The following is an 18234-nucleotide window of genomic DNA, read 5'->3' on the forward strand; positions in this document are numbered from 1 at the left end:
ATTGTCTCTCGATCCCATCGTAAAATCATTCTTTAATGAGATTCATACCTCAAAAGCCCAAAAGATGATTTAATTCTGTCTTTATACTAATTTTCACTGTAATTACTGTCGATTTTTTGGTACATTACGCATAATTTTTCTATCTCTTATTTAACGAACATTTTATTAGCGGAATTCTTATGTTATTCAAAAAAATTCGGGGATTATTCTCCAACGATCTCTCTATTGACTTAGGGACAGCAAACACATTAATTTATGTGAAAGATCAAGGGATTGTACTTGATGAACCCTCTGTGGTCGCTATTCGTCAAGGGCGTGCGGGTCAACGTAGTATTGCGGCGGTGGGTAAAGATGCCAAAATGATGCTCGGTCGTACTTCCAATAATATTGAAGCCATTCGCCCAATGAAAGACGGTGTGATTGCGGATTTCTTTGTGACGGAAAAAATGTTGCAATATTTCATTAAACAGGTGCATAGCGGTAACTTTTTACGTCCAAGCCCACGAGTATTAATTTGTGTGCCAGCCGGGGCAACTCAAGTAGAGCGTCGTGCGATTAAAGAATCGGCGATTGGTGCCGGTGCGAGAGAAGTGTATTTAATTGAAGAACCGATGGCAGCAGCGATTGGTGCAGGGTTGCCAGTGTCAACACCAACGGGATCAATGGTGATCGATATTGGTGGCGGTACGACTGAAATTGCGGTCATTGCGTTGAATGGTTTAGCCTATTCTTCTTCCGTGCGTATTGGGGGGGATAAATTTGATGAGGCGATTATTTCTTATGTGCGTAAAACCTTTGGCTCGATCATTGGTGAGGCGACAGCAGAGCGTATCAAGCATGAAATTGGGGCGGCCTATATTGAATCGGATGCTGATGTGTTGGAATTGGAAGTGCATGGCTTAAATCTTTCTGAGGGCGTGCCTCGTCCATTCACATTGACCTCTCGTGATGTGTTAGAGGCGATTAGCCAACCGTTAAAAGGGATTATTGATGCCATTCGTTCGGCCTTGGAAGAATGTAAGCCTGAACATGCTGCCGATATTTATGAATACGGTATTGTGTTAACGGGTGGTGGTGCCTTATTGCGTAATATTTCGCATTTAGTCAGTAAAGAAACGGGCGTGCGTGTGGTGGTGGCCGATAATCCATTAACTTGCGTGGCCTTAGGCGGCGGCGAGGCCTTGCATATGATCGATATGCACGGTGGCGATATTTTTAGTGATGATATTTAATAACCTGTGATAAAAAAAGTGCGGTGATAAATTTTCGATTTTTGCACCGCACTTTTTGCTTTGTATTGGACTGGCAATGAAACCTATTTTTGGAAAAGCTCCTCCCCTTGGACTGCGTTTATTTTTCGCCGTGATGGCCTCTATTGCGCTGATTCTGTCTGATGGGCAAAGTTACGCCATGATTAAAGTGCGTAGTGCCATGGAAACCTTGGTGGGCGGTTTGTATTATTTAGCCAACACCCCTCATACGGTGCTAGATAGTGTTTCGGATAATTTAATTGATACCAATAAATTACAAATTGAGAATCGAGTCTTAAAAGATCAATTACGAGAAAAGAATGCGGATTTGTTATTATTGGATCAGTTAAAAGTGGAGAATCAACGCCTGCGTTTATTGCTCAATTCGCCCTTACGCACGGATGAATACAAAAAAATTGCTGAAATATTAACCGCAGAAAGTGACACTTATCGTCAGCAAGTGGTGATTAATCAGGGACGTGGTGCGGGTGTGTATGCCGGTCAGCCGGTGATTGATGAACGTGGCGTGGTGGGGCAAATTATTTCCGCTGGTGAAGACACCTCTCGTGTGCTGTTGTTGACGGATGTGACGCATTCTATTCCTGTGCAAGTGTTGCGCAATGATGTGCGAACCATTGCCAGTGGTACGGGCCGAGCGGACGAACTGAGTTTGGACAATGTGCCACGTTCGGTCGATATTGTGAAAGGCGACTTGTTAGTCACCTCTGGTTTAGGCGGACGTTTTCCTGAGGGGTATCCTGTCGCAGTGGTGGACAAAGTTTCTCGTGATGGTTCCAATTATTTTGCCACGATCAGCGCCAAACCCTTGGCCTCATTGGAGCGTTTACGCTATGTGTTATTAGTTTGGTCCAGTGCGGAAGATATGCACAAAGTGCAAGCCTTGTCACCAGAAGAAGTGCGTAATGCGGTACAACAACGATTACAAAATGTACCTCAGAAAAAAGAAAAAGCTGTTGAGGAACAAGAACAAACTACGCCACATGCGACGGAAGAAAATGGCACGGAAACCTTACCTGTGGAAATGAACTCAAATGATACGCAACCCGATCCAGAGTTAAAAGAACATCGGGAGGAAGATTAATGAATACCCGTTTTATCATGCAAGTGATGACGTTGCTATGTATTTTTGTGGTAGCATTAGTGTTGGAAATTGCCCCTTGGCCGGCAGGTTTTCAGAGCTTTAAACCAGCTTGGTTAGTGTTAGTCTTAACTTACTGGTCATTATCCATCCCCGAAAAAGTCAGCATTGGATCGGCTTTTGTGTTAGGGGTCATTTGGGATTTAGTGCTGGGTTCGGTGATGGGCATACATGCCTTGGTTCTCTCGGTTTTTATGTACGTGGTGGCCAAAAATCATGCGTTACTCAGAAATTTATCCCTGTTACAGCAGAGCTTGTTGATCGTGCTATTGGTGTACTGTATTCGATTAGGCATTTTCGTGATTGAACGCTTAATTCACAACGCCACTTTCCAATGGCAAGAAATTTTTGGTGCCTTAATCAGTGGACTACTTTGGCCTTGGGTATTTTTATTATTACGTAAAATTCGCCTGAAATTACAAATTAATGAATAGCCGTAAAATGGGATAAGGTAAAATTTATCCTATTTTTTAGCCGATTTCATCGAAATGTATTGGCAAAATAAACAAAACTCGCTTAGAATTCCCGTTAACCCATAAAAATAGATAACTGAGAGGAAACCCCACGATGTCAAGACCACTTAATTTTGTCATGATTTCTCCCCATTTTCCCACTAACTTCGAAACCTTTGCGGTGCGAATGAAAGAAAAAGGGATTAATACCTTAGGGATTGCAGATACCCCTTATGAACAACTGAGCGAAAACTTACGTAATTCGTTAACCGAATATTATCGTGTGGATAATATGGAAGATTACGATCAGGTGTATCGTGCCGTTGGCCATTTTGCGCATAAATATGGTCGTATTGATCGGGTTGAATCCCATAATGAATATTGGTTAGAATTGGATGCCAAATTGCGTACCGATTTTAATGTGTTTGGTTATAAAAATGACGATATGCTCGCCATTAAAACCAAAGCACAAATGAAAGAAGTATTCCGTAAAACAGGGCTGAAAGTGGCGAAAGGACAAGTGTTCCATGACGATGATGAGGCCCGTAAACTCGCTAAGAAACTGAAATTCCCAGTGATTATTAAACCTAACTCTGGTGTTGGGGCGAGTGATACCTATAAAATCAAAAGTGCGGAGGAATTAGAGGCATTTTTTGGTTACAAAAATTCGCATGTTGAATATATTATGGAAGAATTCATTGATGGCGACATTGTGACCTTTGATGGATTAACCGATCACGAGGGAAATATCGTGTTCTATGCGAGCTTGGAATATTCTGAGGCGGTATTAGACACGGTCGAAAAAGATGGCGATATGTTCTACTATGTGCCACGTGAGATTGCTCCAGAATTAATTGCCTTAGGCAAACAATGCGTTGAGGCTTTCGGTGTGCGTGAGCGTTTCTTCCATTTTGAATTTTTCCGCACTAAAAAAACCGGTGAATTCTTACCATTAGAAATCAACTGTCGCCCACCGGGTGGATTAACCATTGACATGTGGAATTACGCCAATGATTTTGATGTGTTCGCCGAATATGCCAACGTGGTGAAAGAAAATAAATTCCACAGCCACATTACTCACCCTTGGAATGTAGTCTATATTTCACGCAAAGCGAACCAAAACTATGCGCACAGCATTGAGCAAGTGTGCGAAAAATTTGCGCAAAATATCATTAGTGTGCAAACCGTACCGGGGGTATTCGCTAAAATCATGGGTGAACATGGTATTTTAGCCCGTGCCGACAGCATTGAAAAAATGCGTGAAATCGTGCAATTTGCACATCAAAAACAATAAGACAGGAATAACAATATGCACTTTGAAAGAAGAAGTCAGTGGAGTGGGGAATTAGGCCGTGAAATGCACTTTAATGTGTATGGGCATGCGGGCAAACCCGTGATTGTGTTCCCATCCTCTGGTGGTAACCAAAATGAATACGGCAATTTTGGCATGATTGATGCTTGCCGTTCATTTATTGAGCGTGGCTTAATTAAATTCTATACGCCAGATTCCTATGATAGCGAATCTTGGTTGGCCACATGGAAAAGCGGGCATGATATGGCGTTAGCGCATAATGCTTACGATCGTTATATTGTACATGAATTAGTGCCGTTAATTCGTCACGAATCCCAATGGAATGGCACCATGATTGCCACGGGTTGCAGTATGGGCGCTTTCCATACCATTAACTTTGCCTTACGTCACCCTGATTTATTTGATACGGCCATTGCCTTAAGTGGCGTATATGATGCCCGTTTCTTTACCGGTGATTTTGGCAATGATCAAGCGGTGTATTTCAATTCACCCATTGATTATGTGTCTAATCAACATGATGAATGGTTCCTTGAGCGTTACCGCCAAAACCACTATTTAGTGGCCGTGGGGCAAGGCGCATGGGAAGAACAGCATATTGCGGATTCTAAACGTTTACAGCAGGTGTTTGAAAACAAAGGTATTCAGGCTTGGTTCGACTTCTGGGGCGGTGATGTGGATCATGACTGGCCTTGGTGGCGAGTGCAAATGCCATTCTTCTTAGGTAAGCTAGAAGAACAAGGGATTATTTAATCCTGAAACTAACCCGAAAGCGCAAAACTGCGGTGATTTTCACCGCAGTTTTTTGCTATTAGGTTAACGAAAATTGTAAAAATTCGACAAAATGATCCGCCCAATGTTTTTCATGGTGGATCTCATTCGCCATGATACGTAAACAGAGATTATCGACAGGGTGGCCAGTTCTGATTAAGGATTGATAATAACGCAAGCTGCAATCAATATAGGATTGGCTCATATTGGAAATATATTGCGCATCAGCGTCGTCGCCCTCATTGGTCCCCACCTGAATAAACACACGGCTAGCACGATCAATCGGATTGTGATGGGTGAAATGCAGAAAATCCCCCTCACAAAACCACGAGGCCAAGGAAAATACCCCTAAATGTCCAAAAATATGTGGATAAGCGGAACCCATATAAGCGGTAATAATCCCTCCCATGGAACTGCCTGCCAATAAGGTATGTTCACGTTCGGGTTTAGTGCGATAATGTTGATCAATAAAAGGTTTGACGGTATTTACCACCCAATCTCCATATTCACCGCCTTTTCCCCCCGTTTGACGAGCTTGTTCGGTAAAACCAACGCTGGCTTGCCAAGGGGAATATTCATCTAGTCTGTCTGAACCAGCGTTGTCTATGCCAACAATGATTAATTTGGGAAATTCTTTATGTTTTTTGATGGTCGGAATAATTTTCCAAGAATAGCCAGAATAAGATTCTTTGCTATAAAATACATTTTGGCCGTCGTGCATATACACCACAGGATAATGCTGCCATTGATCTTTGTGATAGCCTTTCGGTAGTAACACACGCACACGGCGGTGATGATCGTAATAGGGAACATATAAAAAATGTTCTTCCATTTTTAAATAAAAGCGTTCCGAAACCATTTATTTTCCTTATATCTCAATATAAAAGTGCGGTTATTTTAAAACAAAAAAGAGAAGATGAGTATCTTCTCTTTTAGAAGTGATACATTTATTAATCACAAACCACTTTAATCGCCAAGCCACCTTGTGATGTTTCACGGTATTTGGAATTCATGTCCTTGCCCGTTTCATACATGGTTTCAATCACTTTGTCTAAGGTGACTCGTGGGTTAGTAGTACGGCGTAAGGCCATACGGCTTGCATTAATTGCTTTCACAGATGCAATGGCATTACGTTCAATACAAGGCACTTGCACTTGCCCACCCACAGGGTCACAGGTTAAACCTAAATTATGCTCCATAGCAATTTCAGCGGCAATACAGACTTGCTCAGGGCTACCGCCTAGAATTTCCGCTAATCCAGCCGCAGCCATAGAACAAGCCACACCCACTTCGCCTTGGCAACCGACTTCCGCCCCAGAGATAGAGGCATTCATTTTGTATAATGAACCAATCATGCCACAGGCCAGTAAATAGCGTTCAATAATTTCTTGGCTAATCGGAGAAATAAATTTCTCATAATAAGATAATACCGCCGGAATAATGCCACAAGCCCCATTGGTTGGCGCTGTCACCACACGACCGCCAGCTGCATTTTCTTCATTCACGGCTAACGCATACATATTCACCCAGTCAATCACACGCATTGGATCATTGGATAAGTTCGTGTTGGCTTGTAACATACGGTACAAAGTTGCAGCACGTCTTGGCACTTTTAATGGGCCGGGTAAAATTCCCTCAGTATGTAATCCACGTTCAATACAGGCTTGCATGGTGTTCCACACACGAAGTAAATGTTGCTCCGTGGCTGCTTTACCGTTCAAGGCAATTTCATTTTCCATAGCAACGGTGGAGAACGCTAAACCATTTTCTTTGCAATGTTTTAAAATATCCACCGAATTTTGGTAAGGAAACGGAATTTCAATGTCCCGCTTTTCTTCTTGCCCAAAATGTTCTTCATCCACAATAAATCCACCGCCGATAGAATAGTAGGTTTTTTGGTAGATCACCTTGTTTTGTTCATCAAGTGCGGTGATTTTCATGCCATTTTCGTGTAATGACAAAAAAGTTTGATGAAACATCATATTTTCATCAAAATTAAAGATCACCTTTTTTTGGCCTTGAGCAATCGGTAAGAGGGCGGTTTTCTTTAATTCGGCCACAAATCGAGGAATTAACTCAATGTCCACGTCATCTGGCAAATAACCGGCTAATCCCATAATAATCGCCGTATCTGTATTATGGCCTCGACCTGTCATCGACAACGAACCATACACATCAACGTGAATTTTGCCCACTTGTTCAAATAATTGTTGGGAAAGCAAATCATCTACAAATTGCTTTCCTGCTTTCATTGGTCCCACGGTGTGTGAACTCGACGGACCAATGCCCACTTTAAACATATCAAATACGCTAATCATATTATACTTCTTATAGAGTATTCCCTTTCTCATACCATGAAAAAGGGAATTTGATTATACAAAAAAGAGTGGCATTTTAGCTTAAATTCTAAAATAGTCCATAGACAACCGCAGAAATGGCAATTAATCCCATCACGGTGACAAAGATATTACTTAATTGACCTTGATAACGTTGCATTGCTGGCACTTTGCGAATTGCATACATCGGCATAATGAACAGGATCATCGCAATAATTGGACCACCTAAAGATTCAATTAGGCCTAAAATACTTGGGTTAATGACGGCAACGCCCCAAAGGGTTAACAAGAAAAATACCGCAGTGCCATAATTGAGTTTTTTACGATTAATTTGTTTATTATCGGTCATTTTAATGTAAAGCCCTTCTAAACCCTCACGTGCGCCTAAATAGTGGCCGAAGAATGAGCTAGTAATCGCAAAGAATGCGACTAATGGGCCGAAGTAAGAGATATAAGGATTATCAAATTTATTGGCTAAGAACGATAAAATACTGATATTTTCCGCTTTGGCTTGCGCTAATTCGGCAGGCGTTAACGTGAGAACACAGCTAAACACAAAGAACATCACGAAAATTAATAACATGGTGGATGTGCCTTTTAAGGTTTTGCTCGCATATTTCTCAGCTAAAACTGGATCTTGGTATTCACGTTGTTGTGATTGTGAGAAAGCCGAAATGGCAGGCGAATGGTTAAAGGAGAACACCAATACGGGAATGGTAATCCACAATGTCGTGATAAAACCACTGGCGGTTGGCATTTCTTGCAGCATGGAGCCATTCCATTCTGGAATTAAATAAACGGACAAGGCAAATAGAATGAGAACCAATGGATAGACTAACCATTCGGTGAGTTTTAACATCACCCGTTCATTCATTAACATCACTGAAATTAACACGGCAATTAACACAAGAGAAAGTAATGCTCGGTTAGGCGATGCCATGCCTAATTGATGGACTATAAAGGAATCCACCGTGTTGGTAATACCGTTACCATAAATTAATAAAATCGGAAAAATGGCAAAGAAATACAATAAAGTAATTAATTTCCCTGCGGTTTTTCCAAAGTGTTCTTCTACGACTTCGGTAATATCGCTCCCTGGTTTAGCAGACGACAAAACAAAACGAGATAAACCACGGTGTGCCAAATAAGTCATTGGCCCGACTAAAATGGCCATAATCACTAATGGCCAGAAACCGGCACGACCCGCATTAATCGGTAAAAATAATACGCCCGCACCCACAGCGGTACCAAATAAGTTAATCATCCAAGCGATGTTAAATTTCGTCCATTTTGTAGACGGTTGATTTGAAGACATATGTACTCCTTGGTCTTGTTATAATTGTTATTAAAATAAAATCCGTGCGTATAATATGCCGAAGATTAAGGAATTTCAAAAATAAATATCAAAAATGTGATCTAGTTAAAAGATTTATATGCTATTTGTCTAAATTTTTAACAGAATAAAAACAAAGTGGGGAATAGGCAGTCAAATAAAGCAAAAAAGCTTGGAAAAACCAAGCTTTTTTGCTATTTGCCGTGCAATAATTCTACAATTATGCACCCAAACGTTCTTTAATACGTGCAGATTTACCTGAACGTTCACGTAAGTAGTAAAGTTTCGCTTTACGTACCGCACCTTTACGTTTCACAGCAATGCTGTCAATCGCTGGTGAGTGAGTTTGGAAAACACGTTCAACGCCAGTACCGTTTGATACTTTACGTAAGGTAAATGCACTGTGCAAGCCACGGTTACGAATTGCAATAACCACGCCTTCGAATGCTTGCAAACGTTTTTTAGAACCTTCAACAACCCATACTTTCACTTCTAATGTGTCACCTGGACGGAAGCTAGGGATGTTTTGTTTTAATTGTTCATCTTCAAGTTGTTTAATGATGTTGCTCATTTTTGTAAACCTTTTTTAATACTAGAATTAACTGATTAAGCTTGCTCTTTTTTAATTTGAGCGAGCAATTTTTTTTGTTCGTCAGTCAGAGCTAGTTTTTCCAGTAGCTCAGGGCGTCTTAACCACGTTCGCTCAAGGGATTGTTTCAATCGCCATTTGCGAATTTCTTCGTGGTGACCCGACATCAGTATGGGTGGTACAGTAAGCCCGTCTAACACCTCTGGCCGAGTATAATGTGGGCAATCCAATAACCCTGTGGCAAAGGAATCTTCCTCTGCGGAGGCTTGTTTGCCTAATACCCCGGGAATAAATCTTGCAACGGCATCAATTAATGCCATTGCAGGCAATTCCCCGCCAGTAAGAACATAATCGCCGATTGACCATTCTTCATCAATTTCGGTTTGAATCAATCGTTCATCAATGCCCTCGTAACGACCACACACTAAAATGAGTTGTTCATTTTGTGCCAGTTCTTTTACGCCAGCTTGATCCAATTTACGTCCTTGCGGTGACAAGTAAATCACTTTTGCCTTGTGACCGCTCTTGTGATGTGCTTTCGCCTGTTGTTTGGCTTGATGAATGGCATCCCGTAAAGGCTGCACCATCATCAACATTCCCGGCCCACCGCCATAAGGGCGGTCGTCTACGGTATGGTGTTTATCCCAAGTAAAATCCCTCGGATTCACACATTGCACATCCAGCAAATGCTGTTTGACTGCTCGACCTGTTACCCCAAATTCTGTAATTGCTTTAAACATGTCGGGAAACAGGGTGACGATCCCTATAAACATAAATTTCCCCGAGAGTTACTACTTAAAAGCGCCACAGCATACCTGAGATTAGAAACCTGCGTCCCAATCCACTTCTATCGTCTTTGTGGTGAGATCGACTCTTTTAACTACTTGTTCATACAAAAACGGGATTAACCGTTCTTGTTTGCCGAACGCATCTTTGCTATTGGCTCGGACCACCAACACATCATTAGAACCGGTCTCCATCATTTCTGTCACGGCCCCCATGGCGTAACCTTGTAAATTGACCACTTGGCAACCGATCAAATCGTGCCAATAATAATCGCCATCTTCCAATTCAGGAAAAACAGACAAATCTACGCCAATTTCCACATTCGCCAAGGTTTGTGCCATTTCTCGATCGTCAATATTTTTCAATTTCACGATCAATTCATGATTATGATGTTTCCAACTTTCTAATTCGGTAGGTTGCCATTGCCCCTTGATTTTTAAATACCAAGGTTGATAGCTAAAAATGTTTTCAGCGGATTCGGTGGAGGAATAAATACGCAACCAACCACGAATACCGTAAGTCGAGCCGAGTTTTCCGACTACTTCAATACGTTGTTCATTGTGTTGTGTCATATTTATCACCTATACTCAAATCGTTTAATTACGCTGCTTTTTGTGCTTCTTTTACTAAAGAAGAAACACGATCAGACAGGCTTGCACCTTTTTCTAACCACGCATTAACACGGTCTAAATCTAAACGTAAACGTTCAGCGTTACCAGTTGCTAATGGGTTGAAAAAGCCTACACGCTCAATAAAACGACCGTCACGTGGTGAACGGCTGTCAGCGACAACGATTTGATAAAATGGGCGTTTTTTAGCTCCGCCACGAGATAAACGAATGGTTACCATAACCTTCCTCTAATGTTTAATAATAAAAGAAATTCCGTATCGAAGGCACGGAATACTTACTTTTTTCTCTGTATATATAGACAAAAAGCCCAAGGATTATACATTTTTTTAGCAAAAAAGCAAGGAAAAATACAGAGACGGTAGTCCCCCGTACTTGCATATGGGGTTAAGCACATTACGCCACGTTGTGGCTTGCTGCTTTATTTAGGGTTATAATGACCCAAACAATTTTTTAGGAAAGCCTTATGCAAAATTTACTTGTCATTCGTAATGATAAAATTGGTGATTTTATGCTGATTTTCCCCGCATTAGCGTTAATCAAACAATCTGATCCAGATATCAATATTACCGCTTTAGTCCCACATTACACCGCTCCGTTAGCGGAACTTTGTCCTTATATTGATGATGTCATCATTGACAGTCAAAATAAAAAAAACGCCGCCGATTTTCACCGCACTTTGAATCAAATTAAGGCTGTCCAATTTGATGCGGTGATTAGTTTCGTGTCCGACTGGTATAACGCCAAACTCACTTGGCAATCTGGCATTAAATATCGCCTTGCGCCCGCCACCAAGTTATTTCAATTTTTGTATAATCATCGCCTTACCCAACGTCGTTCCCGTTCGGAAAAGGCCGAGTTTGAATATAATTTGGATTTGGCTCGCCAATTTTTGGTCGATCATCACCTTTCCCCAATCGAGCCTCAACCGCCTTATTTAACCTTAGATCAAACTGCGGTGCAAAATCAGCGACTTTTATTAAGCAGACAATTTAATCTCGACCTCAATAAAAAATGGCTATTTGTGCATAGTGGCACGGGGGGATCGGCAAACAGTTTATCGTTGAATCAGTATGAGGCGTTAATCAAGGGCATTTTAGCCGAGTTTGATTGCCATATTGTGTTAACCGCAGGCCCAAATGAAAGTGAAAAAGCGCACCAGCTGGCCCGCATGGTCAATGATGATCATGTGGTTATTTATGATAAAAATAATGGTCTACAAGATTTCACTTATTCTTTAGCTTGTGCCGATTTATTTATAGCGGGTTCTACGGGGCCGTTGCATATTTGTGGGGCGTTGAATATTCCAACCATTGGATTTTATCCAAGCCGTTTATCCGCCATTCCACGCCGTTGGCGACCAATTAATCAAGCAGAACACCATATTGCTTTTTGTCCACCGTTTAGAAAAGACGTTGAAAAGAATTTGACGGTGATTCCGATTTCGGATTGTTTACGAGAGATTATTCCGTTTATTCAAACGCAATGGCAATAAAAAACAAATGCACCTTAATATAAAATCAAGGTGCATTTTTTATTTTTTTGCGCTATTTCTGCTCGTTAAAGGCTTCTAAAGCACGTAACGAATAGGTATAAGCCGCACCGGCATTTAAGGCAATGGCCATGGCTAACGCCGCAGAAACTTCTTCTTCCGTTGCTCCTGCTTTTACAGCATCAGCCGCATGCACTGAAATACAGCTCTCGCAACGAGTAGTCACTGCAACCGCTAAGGCGATTAACTCTCTGGTTTTCGCATCTAATACATTACCCTCCGCCGCTGCCGCACCTAATGCCGCATAGGCTTGTAACATTTTTGGTTGTTTTTTACCTAATTCACCAAAAGATTTTTTAACATGGGAAGTATGGGCTTTCCAATCTGTAAACATAATAAATTCCTTCTTATATCAATTAACGCATGGTGACAAATTCTTCGGAACCTGTCGGATGAATGGCGACGGTGTTATCAAAGTCTGCTTTGGTTGCCCCCATTTTAATGGCGACCGCAAAACCTTGAATCATTTCATCGACACCAAAACCAATACCGTGTAAACCCACCACTTTTTCATCTTTGCCCACACAGACTAATTTCATGCGGCAAGGTTGACGATGTTGGGTAACAGCGGTGTACATTGCGGTGAAAGATGATTTATAGACTTTCACATTTTCTTCGCCGTATTGAGCGATAGCTTGTGGCTCGGTTAAGCCAATGGTGCCGATAGGCGGATGGCTGAACACCACCGTTGGCACTAAATTATAATCTAAATGTTCGTTCGGTTTGTTGTTGAATAAACGTTCGGACAAACGGCGACCTGCCGCTACGGCCACTGGGGTTAATTCGATACCGCCCTCAATAATATCACCGACAGCATAGATGTTCGGTACATTGGTATTTTGGAATTTATCCACTTTGATAAACCCACGTTCGTTAGTGGCAACACCAGTAGCTTGTAAGTTAATCACATCTGTGGCAGGCTCACGACCGATTGCCCACACTAGACTTTCTACCGTGGTTTCACGTCCGTCTTTAAGTTTTAAGGTTAATGTCCCATCCGCATTTTTCACCACTTCTTCTGGTGTTGCTTGGGTATGTAATTGAATACCGTCTTGTGCTAATACTTCTAATAAGGTATCCACGATTAAGGGATCTTGATTACGCAACGGTGCATGTTGACGCACAAATAAATGGCTTTCGACACCAAAGCTGTTAAAGACGCCAGCCAATTCAACGGCAATATAACCGGCTCCTACAATGGCAACAGATTTTGGTAATTCGTTTAATGCAAAGACGCCGTCAGACGTTATGCCGTATTCCGCCCCTTTCACCTTAGGAATACTTGGACGACCGCCGGTGGCAATTAAAATATGATCCGCTGTCACTTGTTCCGTTGAACCGTCAGCATAGCTCACTTCAATGGTTTTTGCGTCAACAAATTTCGCAAAACCGTTTAACACATCCACATTATTTTTACCTAACACATTGCCATAAGATGTGTGAATACGTCCAATATAGGCTTGACGGCTTTCCACTAATTTTGAAAAATCGAATTTATTGACGCTGACATCAAAGCCATAATCTGGGGCATAATGATTAATCGCCTCGGCCACTTGTGCACCATAGAACATGACTTTCTTCGGTACACAACCCACATTGACGCAAGTACCGCCTAAGTGTTTTGCCTCAATAATGGCACATTTTTTGCCATAACTGGCCGCACGGTTAATGGATGCAATACCGCCACTACCGCCACCGATAGCTAAATAATCATAATGTTTTGTCATAAGTGCTTTCCTTTCATTTTCTAAGGGGGAATAATCGGGTCATTCTGGCTAAAAATCGCCTAATAAGCAACCTGATTACATAAATTATTCTAATCGGTTTTATCAATATATAACGCTCAAATTGTAATTAAACCTTTAACCATTCTGCCACTAATTTATCCGTAATTTCTTCATGCGACCACATACTGGTGATTTCAGGCATGGGGAATTTACTGTGATTGTAGCCGACTAATCGGGTGTAATCAAAACTTGCGTGGGGATAACCATTCACGAGCAAAAAGGCTTGATTACCATCTTCCGACCAACAAATTTGAAATTGGCGAGCCTCGTGCCGTCCCTCAATGCTGTCCACGCCATATACATATAAACTATCTACAATCGGCTGCTCTTTGTTGGTTAAATCCATGGCATAAAAATAACCGGTTTCACCGTCATCTTCAAACATTACCACCAAATGATCATGCACCGTGGAATGGGCTCCAAAATGTTTTTTCTGACCGATAAGGTGTTTATCTTCTAATACTAAATGTAACATGGTTTTATTCTCAAAAACGTTGTAAAAAAATACCGCACTTTTTCTCTTTAGAGCCAAAGTGCGGTACCAATTTTAAGATTTTTTTAATCTAATTCAACTCAGATTACGCTTGACCTTTCACCGCTTTTAAGCCTAAGAACGGAGCTTTGTCGCCTAATGCTTCTTCAATACGGATTAATTGGTTGTATTTCGCAATACGGTCAGAACGGCTCATTGAACCGGTTTTAATTTGACCTGCTGCGGTACCCACTGCTAAATCTGCAATCGTTGCATCTTCAGTTTCGCCTGAACGGTGAGAGATAACTGCGGTGTAACCTGCATCTTTCGCCATTTTAATCGCAGCCAACGTTTCAGTTAAAGAACCGATTTGGTTGAATTTGATTAAGATTGAGTTTGCGATACCTTTTTCGATACCTTCTTTCAAGATTTTGGTGTTAGTTACGAATAAGTCATCACCCACTAATTGAACACGGTCGCCCAATACTTTAGTTTGGTAGGCAAAACCTTCCCAGTCTGATTCATCTTGACCATCTTCGATAGACACGATTGGGTATTCTTTGGTTAAGTTTTCAAGATAGTGTGTAAATTCTTGAGAAGTGAAAGTTTTACCCTCACCTTTCATTTCGTATAAACCATTGTCTTTGTTGTAGAACTCAGAAGACGCACAGTCCATAGCTAAAGTCACATCTTTACCTAACACATAACCGGCTTTTTCAACGGCTTCTTTGATACAAGCCAATGCAGCAGCGTTAGATTCTAAGTTAGGTGCAAAACCGCCCTCATCACCCACTGCGGTGCTTAAACCTTTAGATTTCAATACTTTCGCAAGGTTGTGGAACACTTCGGCACCGATACGTAATGCTTCACGTAAGGTTTTTGCACCCACTGGTTGAATCATAAATTCTTGAATATCCACGTTGTTGTCAGCGTGTTCACCACCATTGATGATGTTCATCATTGGTAATGGCATAGAGTATTGACCTGGTGTGCCGTTTAATTCAGCAATGTGAGCGTAAAGTGGTAAACCTTTCGCTGCAGCAGCAGCTTTTGCGTTAGCTAAAGATACCGCTAAAATAGCGTTTGCACCGAATTTTGATTTGTTTTCTGTGCCATCTAAATCGATCATGATTTGGTCGATTTCAGCTTGGTTTAACGCATCTTTACCAACAACCGCTTTGGCGATTTCGTTGTTTACTGCAGAAACGGCTTTTAATACACCTTTACCTAAGAAACGTGCTTTATCACCATCACGTAATTCTAATGCTTCACGAGAACCTGTTGATGCACCAGATGGTGCAGCTGCTAAACCAACATAACCGCCCTCTAAATGCACTTCTGCTTCAACGGTTGGGTTACCACGTGAGTCAATGATTTCACGGCCGATGACTTTAACGATTTTTGCCATTTTTTGTTTTCCTTCTATTTAAGTTAATCTAAAATTCGTGTTTTAAAACTATCCCGATATGGTATAGATCTTTGTGCCTTTTGTCTTGTAAAAAATCACCATATTTTGATCTAACATCGGGTTTTGCCCTTATTTGCCCTGATTTTCTTTCGCTGCTTTGACAAATCCAGCAAATAATGGATGTCCGTCCCTTGGTGTTGACGTAAATTCAGGGTGGAATTGACAAGCCACAAACCAAGGGTGATTTGGTACTTCAATAATTTCCACTAATTTTTTATCCGCACTTAAGCCAGTGACTTTTAAGCCGGCTGCCTCAATTTGTGGCAACAAGGTATTGTTCACTTCATAACGGTGACGGTGACGTTCTTCAATGGTTTCTTTGCCATACAGTTCACGTGCTTTCGAGCCATCCACCAAATGACATTGTTGAGCCCCTAAACGCATGGTGCCACCTAAATCGGATTTATCGGTGCGAGTTTCCACTTGGCCTGTGGCATCTTGCCATTCGGTGATTAAACCGACCACAGGTTGTGGGCAGGCTTTATCAAATTCAGACGAGTTTGCTTGCGTTAACCCTGCCACATGACGAGCATATTCAATCAAGGCCACTTGCATACCTAAGCAAATGCCTAAGTAAGGAATATTATTTTCTCGAGCATATTGTGCGGTGAGAATTTTGCCCTCAACCCCACGATAACCAAACCCACCTGGCACTAAAATACCGTCCACGCCTTTTAAAATCTCAACGCCTTTGGTTTCCACATCTTGCGAGTCGATATATTTAATATGCACTGTTAAGCGATTGGTTAAGCCGGCATGTTTTAAGGCCTCGTTCACTGATTTATAGGCATCAGGCAATTCGACATATTTGCCGACCATACCGATAGTCACTTCGCCGGTTGGGTTGGCTTGACGATATAACACTTGCTCCCATTCGGAAAGATCCGCCGGTTTGCAATCTAAATGGAAACGTTGGCACACAAAATTATCTAGCCCTTGTGATTGCAATAAGGCAGGAATTTGATAGATAGAATCCACATCTTTTAGGGAAATCACCGCTTTTTCTGGCACATTACAGAACAAGGCAATTTTCGCTCGCTCATTACTTGGTACCATGCGGTCTGAACGGCAAATTAACACATCAGGTTGAATCCCGATAGACAATAATTCTTTCACCGAATGTTGGGTCGGTTTGGTTTTCACTTCGCCGGCGGTTGGAATGTAAGGTACCAAGGTTAAGTGCATAAACATGGTGCGTTCACGCCCCACTTGTGCTGCAAGCTGACGTAAAGATTCCAAAAATGGCAGAGATTCAATATCCCCCACGGTGCCGCCCACTTCAATAATGGCCACATCATGACCTGCCGCACCGTCAATCACACGTGCTTTGATTTCATTAGTAATATGCGGAATCACTTGAATTGTCGCACCTAAATAATCACCACGACGCTCTTTGCGTAATACTTCGGAATAAATTTTACCGGTGGTGAAATTGTTGCGTTTGGTCATTTTGGTACGAATAAAACGTTCGTAGTGACCTAAATCTAAATCGGTTTCCGCACCGTCTTGGGTCACAAACACTTCGCCGTGTTGGGTTGGCGACATGGTACCAGGGTCAACATTAATATAAGGATCAAGTTTCATAATGGTGACATTTAAGCCACGAGCTTCTAAAAGGGCCGCTAAGGACGCTGCTGCAATGCCTTTACCTAACGATGAAACCACACCGCCTGTTACGAAAATATAATTGGTTGTCATAAGTGAGATCTTGTTTTGATAGTGAAAAATAAATGCGATACGCTGTATCAGGACGGAAAAACATTGTACAAGAAAGTGCGGTGTAATTCAATTCAAGATCGTGAAATAATCATAGAACTTTTGATTAAATTAAACGTCTTAGTTAAATCCATAATTTAACTTTTGAGTCAATCTTACAATGAAAAAATACGGTTATCTGATTTTACCCCTTTTACTGGCAGCTTGCAGCAGTGCCACATCCACAACAAATCAACACCAGCCAGCACAAGAGCGAGCTAGAGCCATCATGCTACAAGGCGTAGAACTCTACAAACAGCAATCTTACACCCAAGCCATGCCCTTATTACAACAAGCGACAGAACAGGGCGATATGAAAGCCTCTCGCTATATCGGCTTGATGTATCTTAATGGCGAAGGTGTCACCAAATCGCCAAGTAAAGCCTTTGCTGCCTTTACCACAGCAGCCAATCGTGGTGATATTACTTCCCAATATTGGCTCGGTTATCTGTATGAAAATGGTATTGGCGTTGAAAAAAACCTCACTACCGCCATACAGTGGTATGAAAAATCCGCCGCTCGTGGCGATCATGTTTCGCAACCGGCAATGGATGCGTTAAAACGTTTAAATTTAACCAAATAGGAAA

At 41.7% G+C, this 18234-nt stretch carries 19 protein-coding genes; 7 read left to right on the forward strand and 12 right to left on the reverse strand.

Going from position 1 to position 18234, the window contains the following annotated elements; all coding sequences use genetic code 11:
- The first annotated feature begins 179 nt into the window (after positions 1-179).
- The 5 genes from ACTG7Q_RS08310 (at position 180) to ACTG7Q_RS08330 (ending at position 4923) form a co-directional block, all read left to right on the forward strand.
- On the forward strand, positions 180-1232 hold the full coding sequence (locus ACTG7Q_RS08310; protein ID WP_439242758.1) for a rod shape-determining protein: 1053 nt from the start codon (positions 180-182) through the stop codon (positions 1230-1232).
- A 76-nt stretch (positions 1233-1308) separates the two neighbouring features.
- Positions 1309-2352, forward strand: coding sequence for a rod shape-determining protein MreC (mreC, locus tag ACTG7Q_RS08315; RefSeq protein ID WP_439242760.1), 1044 nt, complete (start codon positions 1309-1311; stop codon positions 2350-2352).
- On the forward strand, positions 2352-2843 hold the full coding sequence (gene mreD / locus ACTG7Q_RS08320; RefSeq protein WP_439242762.1) for a rod shape-determining protein MreD: 492 nt from the start codon (positions 2352-2354) through the stop codon (positions 2841-2843). The genes mreC and mreD overlap by 1 nt, the downstream gene beginning before the upstream one ends.
- 133 nt (positions 2844-2976) lie before the next feature.
- Positions 2977-4155 (forward strand): ATP-grasp domain-containing protein, encoded by a 1179-nt coding sequence (locus tag ACTG7Q_RS08325; RefSeq protein ID WP_439242764.1) that lies wholly within the window; start codon positions 2977-2979, stop codon positions 4153-4155.
- A gap of 15 nt (positions 4156-4170) precedes the next feature.
- Complete coding sequence (locus ACTG7Q_RS08330) at positions 4171-4923, forward strand: esterase family protein (protein ID WP_439242766.1); 753 nt, start codon at positions 4171-4173, stop codon at positions 4921-4923.
- Positions 4924-4981: 58 nt separating this feature from the next.
- Here the strand turns inward: ACTG7Q_RS08330 and ACTG7Q_RS08335 are convergent, their stop codons facing one another.
- From ACTG7Q_RS08335 to rpsP, 7 genes are all read right to left on the reverse strand, one after another.
- Positions 4982-5800: an alpha/beta hydrolase gene (locus ACTG7Q_RS08335; protein ID WP_439242768.1), complete on the reverse strand. Its 819-nt coding sequence runs from the start codon at positions 5798-5800 to the stop codon at positions 4982-4984.
- 91 nt (positions 5801-5891) lie between these two features.
- A complete protein-coding gene (locus tag ACTG7Q_RS08340; protein WP_439242770.1) occupies positions 5892-7259 on the reverse strand; it encodes an L-serine ammonia-lyase in 1368 nt (455 codons plus the stop codon).
- Positions 7260-7347: 88 nt separating this feature from the next.
- Complete coding sequence (locus ACTG7Q_RS08345) at positions 7348-8592, reverse strand: HAAAP family serine/threonine permease (RefSeq protein ID WP_439242772.1); 1245 nt, start codon at positions 8590-8592, stop codon at positions 7348-7350.
- A gap of 238 nt (positions 8593-8830) precedes the next feature.
- Entirely contained in the window at positions 8831-9181 is a 351-nt protein-coding gene (rplS, locus tag ACTG7Q_RS08350; RefSeq protein ID WP_386692374.1) for a 50S ribosomal protein L19, read from the reverse strand.
- A gap of 35 nt (positions 9182-9216) precedes the next feature.
- Positions 9217-9972 (reverse strand): tRNA (guanosine(37)-N1)-methyltransferase TrmD, encoded by a 756-nt coding sequence (trmD, locus tag ACTG7Q_RS08355; protein ID WP_439242774.1) that lies wholly within the window; start codon positions 9970-9972, stop codon positions 9217-9219.
- A gap of 48 nt (positions 9973-10020) precedes the next feature.
- On the reverse strand, positions 10021-10557 hold the full coding sequence (rimM, locus tag ACTG7Q_RS08360; RefSeq protein ID WP_439242776.1) for a ribosome maturation factor RimM: 537 nt from the start codon (positions 10555-10557) through the stop codon (positions 10021-10023).
- A 28-nt stretch (positions 10558-10585) separates the two neighbouring features.
- Positions 10586-10834 carry a 30S ribosomal protein S16 gene (gene rpsP / locus ACTG7Q_RS08365; protein ID WP_439239524.1) on the reverse strand — a complete coding sequence of 83 codons (249 nt, stop codon included), beginning with the start codon at positions 10832-10834 and terminating at the stop codon, positions 10586-10588.
- Between the two features lie 245 nt (positions 10835-11079).
- Here rpsP and ACTG7Q_RS08370 point away from each other — a divergent pair, with 245 nt between their 5' ends.
- Positions 11080-12108, forward strand: coding sequence for a glycosyltransferase family 9 protein (locus ACTG7Q_RS08370; RefSeq protein WP_439242778.1), 1029 nt, complete (start codon positions 11080-11082; stop codon positions 12106-12108).
- A gap of 52 nt (positions 12109-12160) precedes the next feature.
- Here ACTG7Q_RS08370 and ACTG7Q_RS08375 read toward each other — a convergent pair whose 3' ends face one another.
- The 5 genes from ACTG7Q_RS08375 to pyrG all read right to left on the reverse strand — a co-directional run bounded on the left by ACTG7Q_RS08375 (position 12161) and on the right by pyrG (position 17590).
- Entirely contained in the window at positions 12161-12499 is a 339-nt protein-coding gene (locus ACTG7Q_RS08375; protein ID WP_439242780.1) for a carboxymuconolactone decarboxylase family protein, read from the reverse strand.
- Between the two features lie 22 nt (positions 12500-12521).
- Positions 12522-13892: a glutathione-disulfide reductase gene (gorA, locus tag ACTG7Q_RS08380; RefSeq protein ID WP_439242782.1), complete on the reverse strand. Its 1371-nt coding sequence runs from the start codon at positions 13890-13892 to the stop codon at positions 12522-12524.
- Between the two features lie 127 nt (positions 13893-14019).
- A complete protein-coding gene (locus ACTG7Q_RS08385; RefSeq protein ID WP_439242784.1) occupies positions 14020-14427 on the reverse strand; it encodes a DUF2251 domain-containing protein in 408 nt (135 codons plus the stop codon).
- Between the two features lie 103 nt (positions 14428-14530).
- A complete protein-coding gene (gene eno / locus ACTG7Q_RS08390) occupies positions 14531-15832 on the reverse strand; it encodes a phosphopyruvate hydratase (protein ID WP_439242786.1) in 1302 nt (433 codons plus the stop codon).
- A 129-nt stretch (positions 15833-15961) separates the two neighbouring features.
- Entirely contained in the window at positions 15962-17590 is a 1629-nt protein-coding gene (pyrG, locus tag ACTG7Q_RS08395) for a glutamine hydrolyzing CTP synthase (protein ID WP_439242788.1), read from the reverse strand.
- 178 nt (positions 17591-17768) lie between these two features.
- Between pyrG and ACTG7Q_RS08400 the strand changes: the two genes are divergently transcribed.
- On the forward strand, positions 17769-18230 hold the full coding sequence (locus ACTG7Q_RS08400) for a tetratricopeptide repeat protein (RefSeq protein WP_439242790.1): 462 nt from the start codon (positions 17769-17771) through the stop codon (positions 18228-18230).
- The last annotated feature ends 4 nt before the right edge of the window (positions 18231-18234 follow it).

The sequence above is a fragment of the Lonepinella sp. BR2474 genome, assembly GCF_051851555.1.
Classification (GTDB): domain Bacteria; phylum Pseudomonadota; class Gammaproteobacteria; order Enterobacterales; family Pasteurellaceae; genus Lonepinella.

Excerpts from the sequence above, each read along its gene's own strand:
- ACTG7Q_RS08345 (WP_439242772.1), bottom strand. The coding sequence starts at position 8,592 with ATGTCTTCAAATCAACCGTCTACAAAATGGACGAAATTTAACATCGCT.
- ACTG7Q_RS08385 (WP_439242784.1), bottom strand. The coding sequence starts at position 14,427 with ATGTTACATTTAGTATTAGAAGATAAACACCTTATCGGTCAGAAAAAA.
- ACTG7Q_RS08400 (WP_439242790.1), top strand. The coding sequence starts at position 17,769 with ATGAAAAAATACGGTTATCTGATTTTACCCCTTTTACTGGCAGCTTGC.
- ACTG7Q_RS08335 (WP_439242768.1), bottom strand. The coding sequence starts at position 5,800 with ATGGTTTCGGAACGCTTTTATTTAAAAATGGAAGAACATTTTTTATAT.
- rimM (WP_439242776.1), bottom strand. The coding sequence starts at position 10,557 with ATGACACAACACAATGAACAACGTATTGAAGTAGTCGGAAAACTCGGC.
- pyrG (WP_439242788.1), bottom strand. The coding sequence starts at position 17,590 with ATGACAACCAATTATATTTTCGTAACAGGCGGTGTGGTTTCATCGTTA.
- ACTG7Q_RS08310 (WP_439242758.1), top strand. The coding sequence starts at position 180 with ATGTTATTCAAAAAAATTCGGGGATTATTCTCCAACGATCTCTCTATT.
- rpsP (WP_439239524.1), bottom strand. The coding sequence starts at position 10,834 with ATGGTAACCATTCGTTTATCTCGTGGCGGAGCTAAAAAACGCCCATTT.
- gorA (WP_439242782.1), bottom strand. The coding sequence starts at position 13,892 with ATGACAAAACATTATGATTATTTAGCTATCGGTGGCGGTAGTGGCGGT.
- mreD (WP_439242762.1), top strand. The coding sequence starts at position 2,352 with ATGAATACCCGTTTTATCATGCAAGTGATGACGTTGCTATGTATTTTT.
- rplS (WP_386692374.1), bottom strand. The coding sequence starts at position 9,181 with ATGAGCAACATCATTAAACAACTTGAAGATGAACAATTAAAACAAAAC.
- ACTG7Q_RS08330 (WP_439242766.1), top strand. The coding sequence starts at position 4,171 with ATGCACTTTGAAAGAAGAAGTCAGTGGAGTGGGGAATTAGGCCGTGAA.
- mreC (WP_439242760.1), top strand. The coding sequence starts at position 1,309 with ATGAAACCTATTTTTGGAAAAGCTCCTCCCCTTGGACTGCGTTTATTT.
- ACTG7Q_RS08325 (WP_439242764.1), top strand. The coding sequence starts at position 2,977 with ATGTCAAGACCACTTAATTTTGTCATGATTTCTCCCCATTTTCCCACT.
- eno (WP_439242786.1), bottom strand. The coding sequence starts at position 15,832 with ATGGCAAAAATCGTTAAAGTCATCGGCCGTGAAATCATTGACTCACGT.
- ACTG7Q_RS08375 (WP_439242780.1), bottom strand. The coding sequence starts at position 12,499 with ATGTTTACAGATTGGAAAGCCCATACTTCCCATGTTAAAAAATCTTTT.
- trmD (WP_439242774.1), bottom strand. The coding sequence starts at position 9,972 with ATGTTTATAGGGATCGTCACCCTGTTTCCCGACATGTTTAAAGCAATT.
- ACTG7Q_RS08370 (WP_439242778.1), top strand. The coding sequence starts at position 11,080 with ATGCAAAATTTACTTGTCATTCGTAATGATAAAATTGGTGATTTTATG.
- ACTG7Q_RS08340 (WP_439242770.1), bottom strand. The coding sequence starts at position 7,259 with ATGATTAGCGTATTTGATATGTTTAAAGTGGGCATTGGTCCGTCGAGT.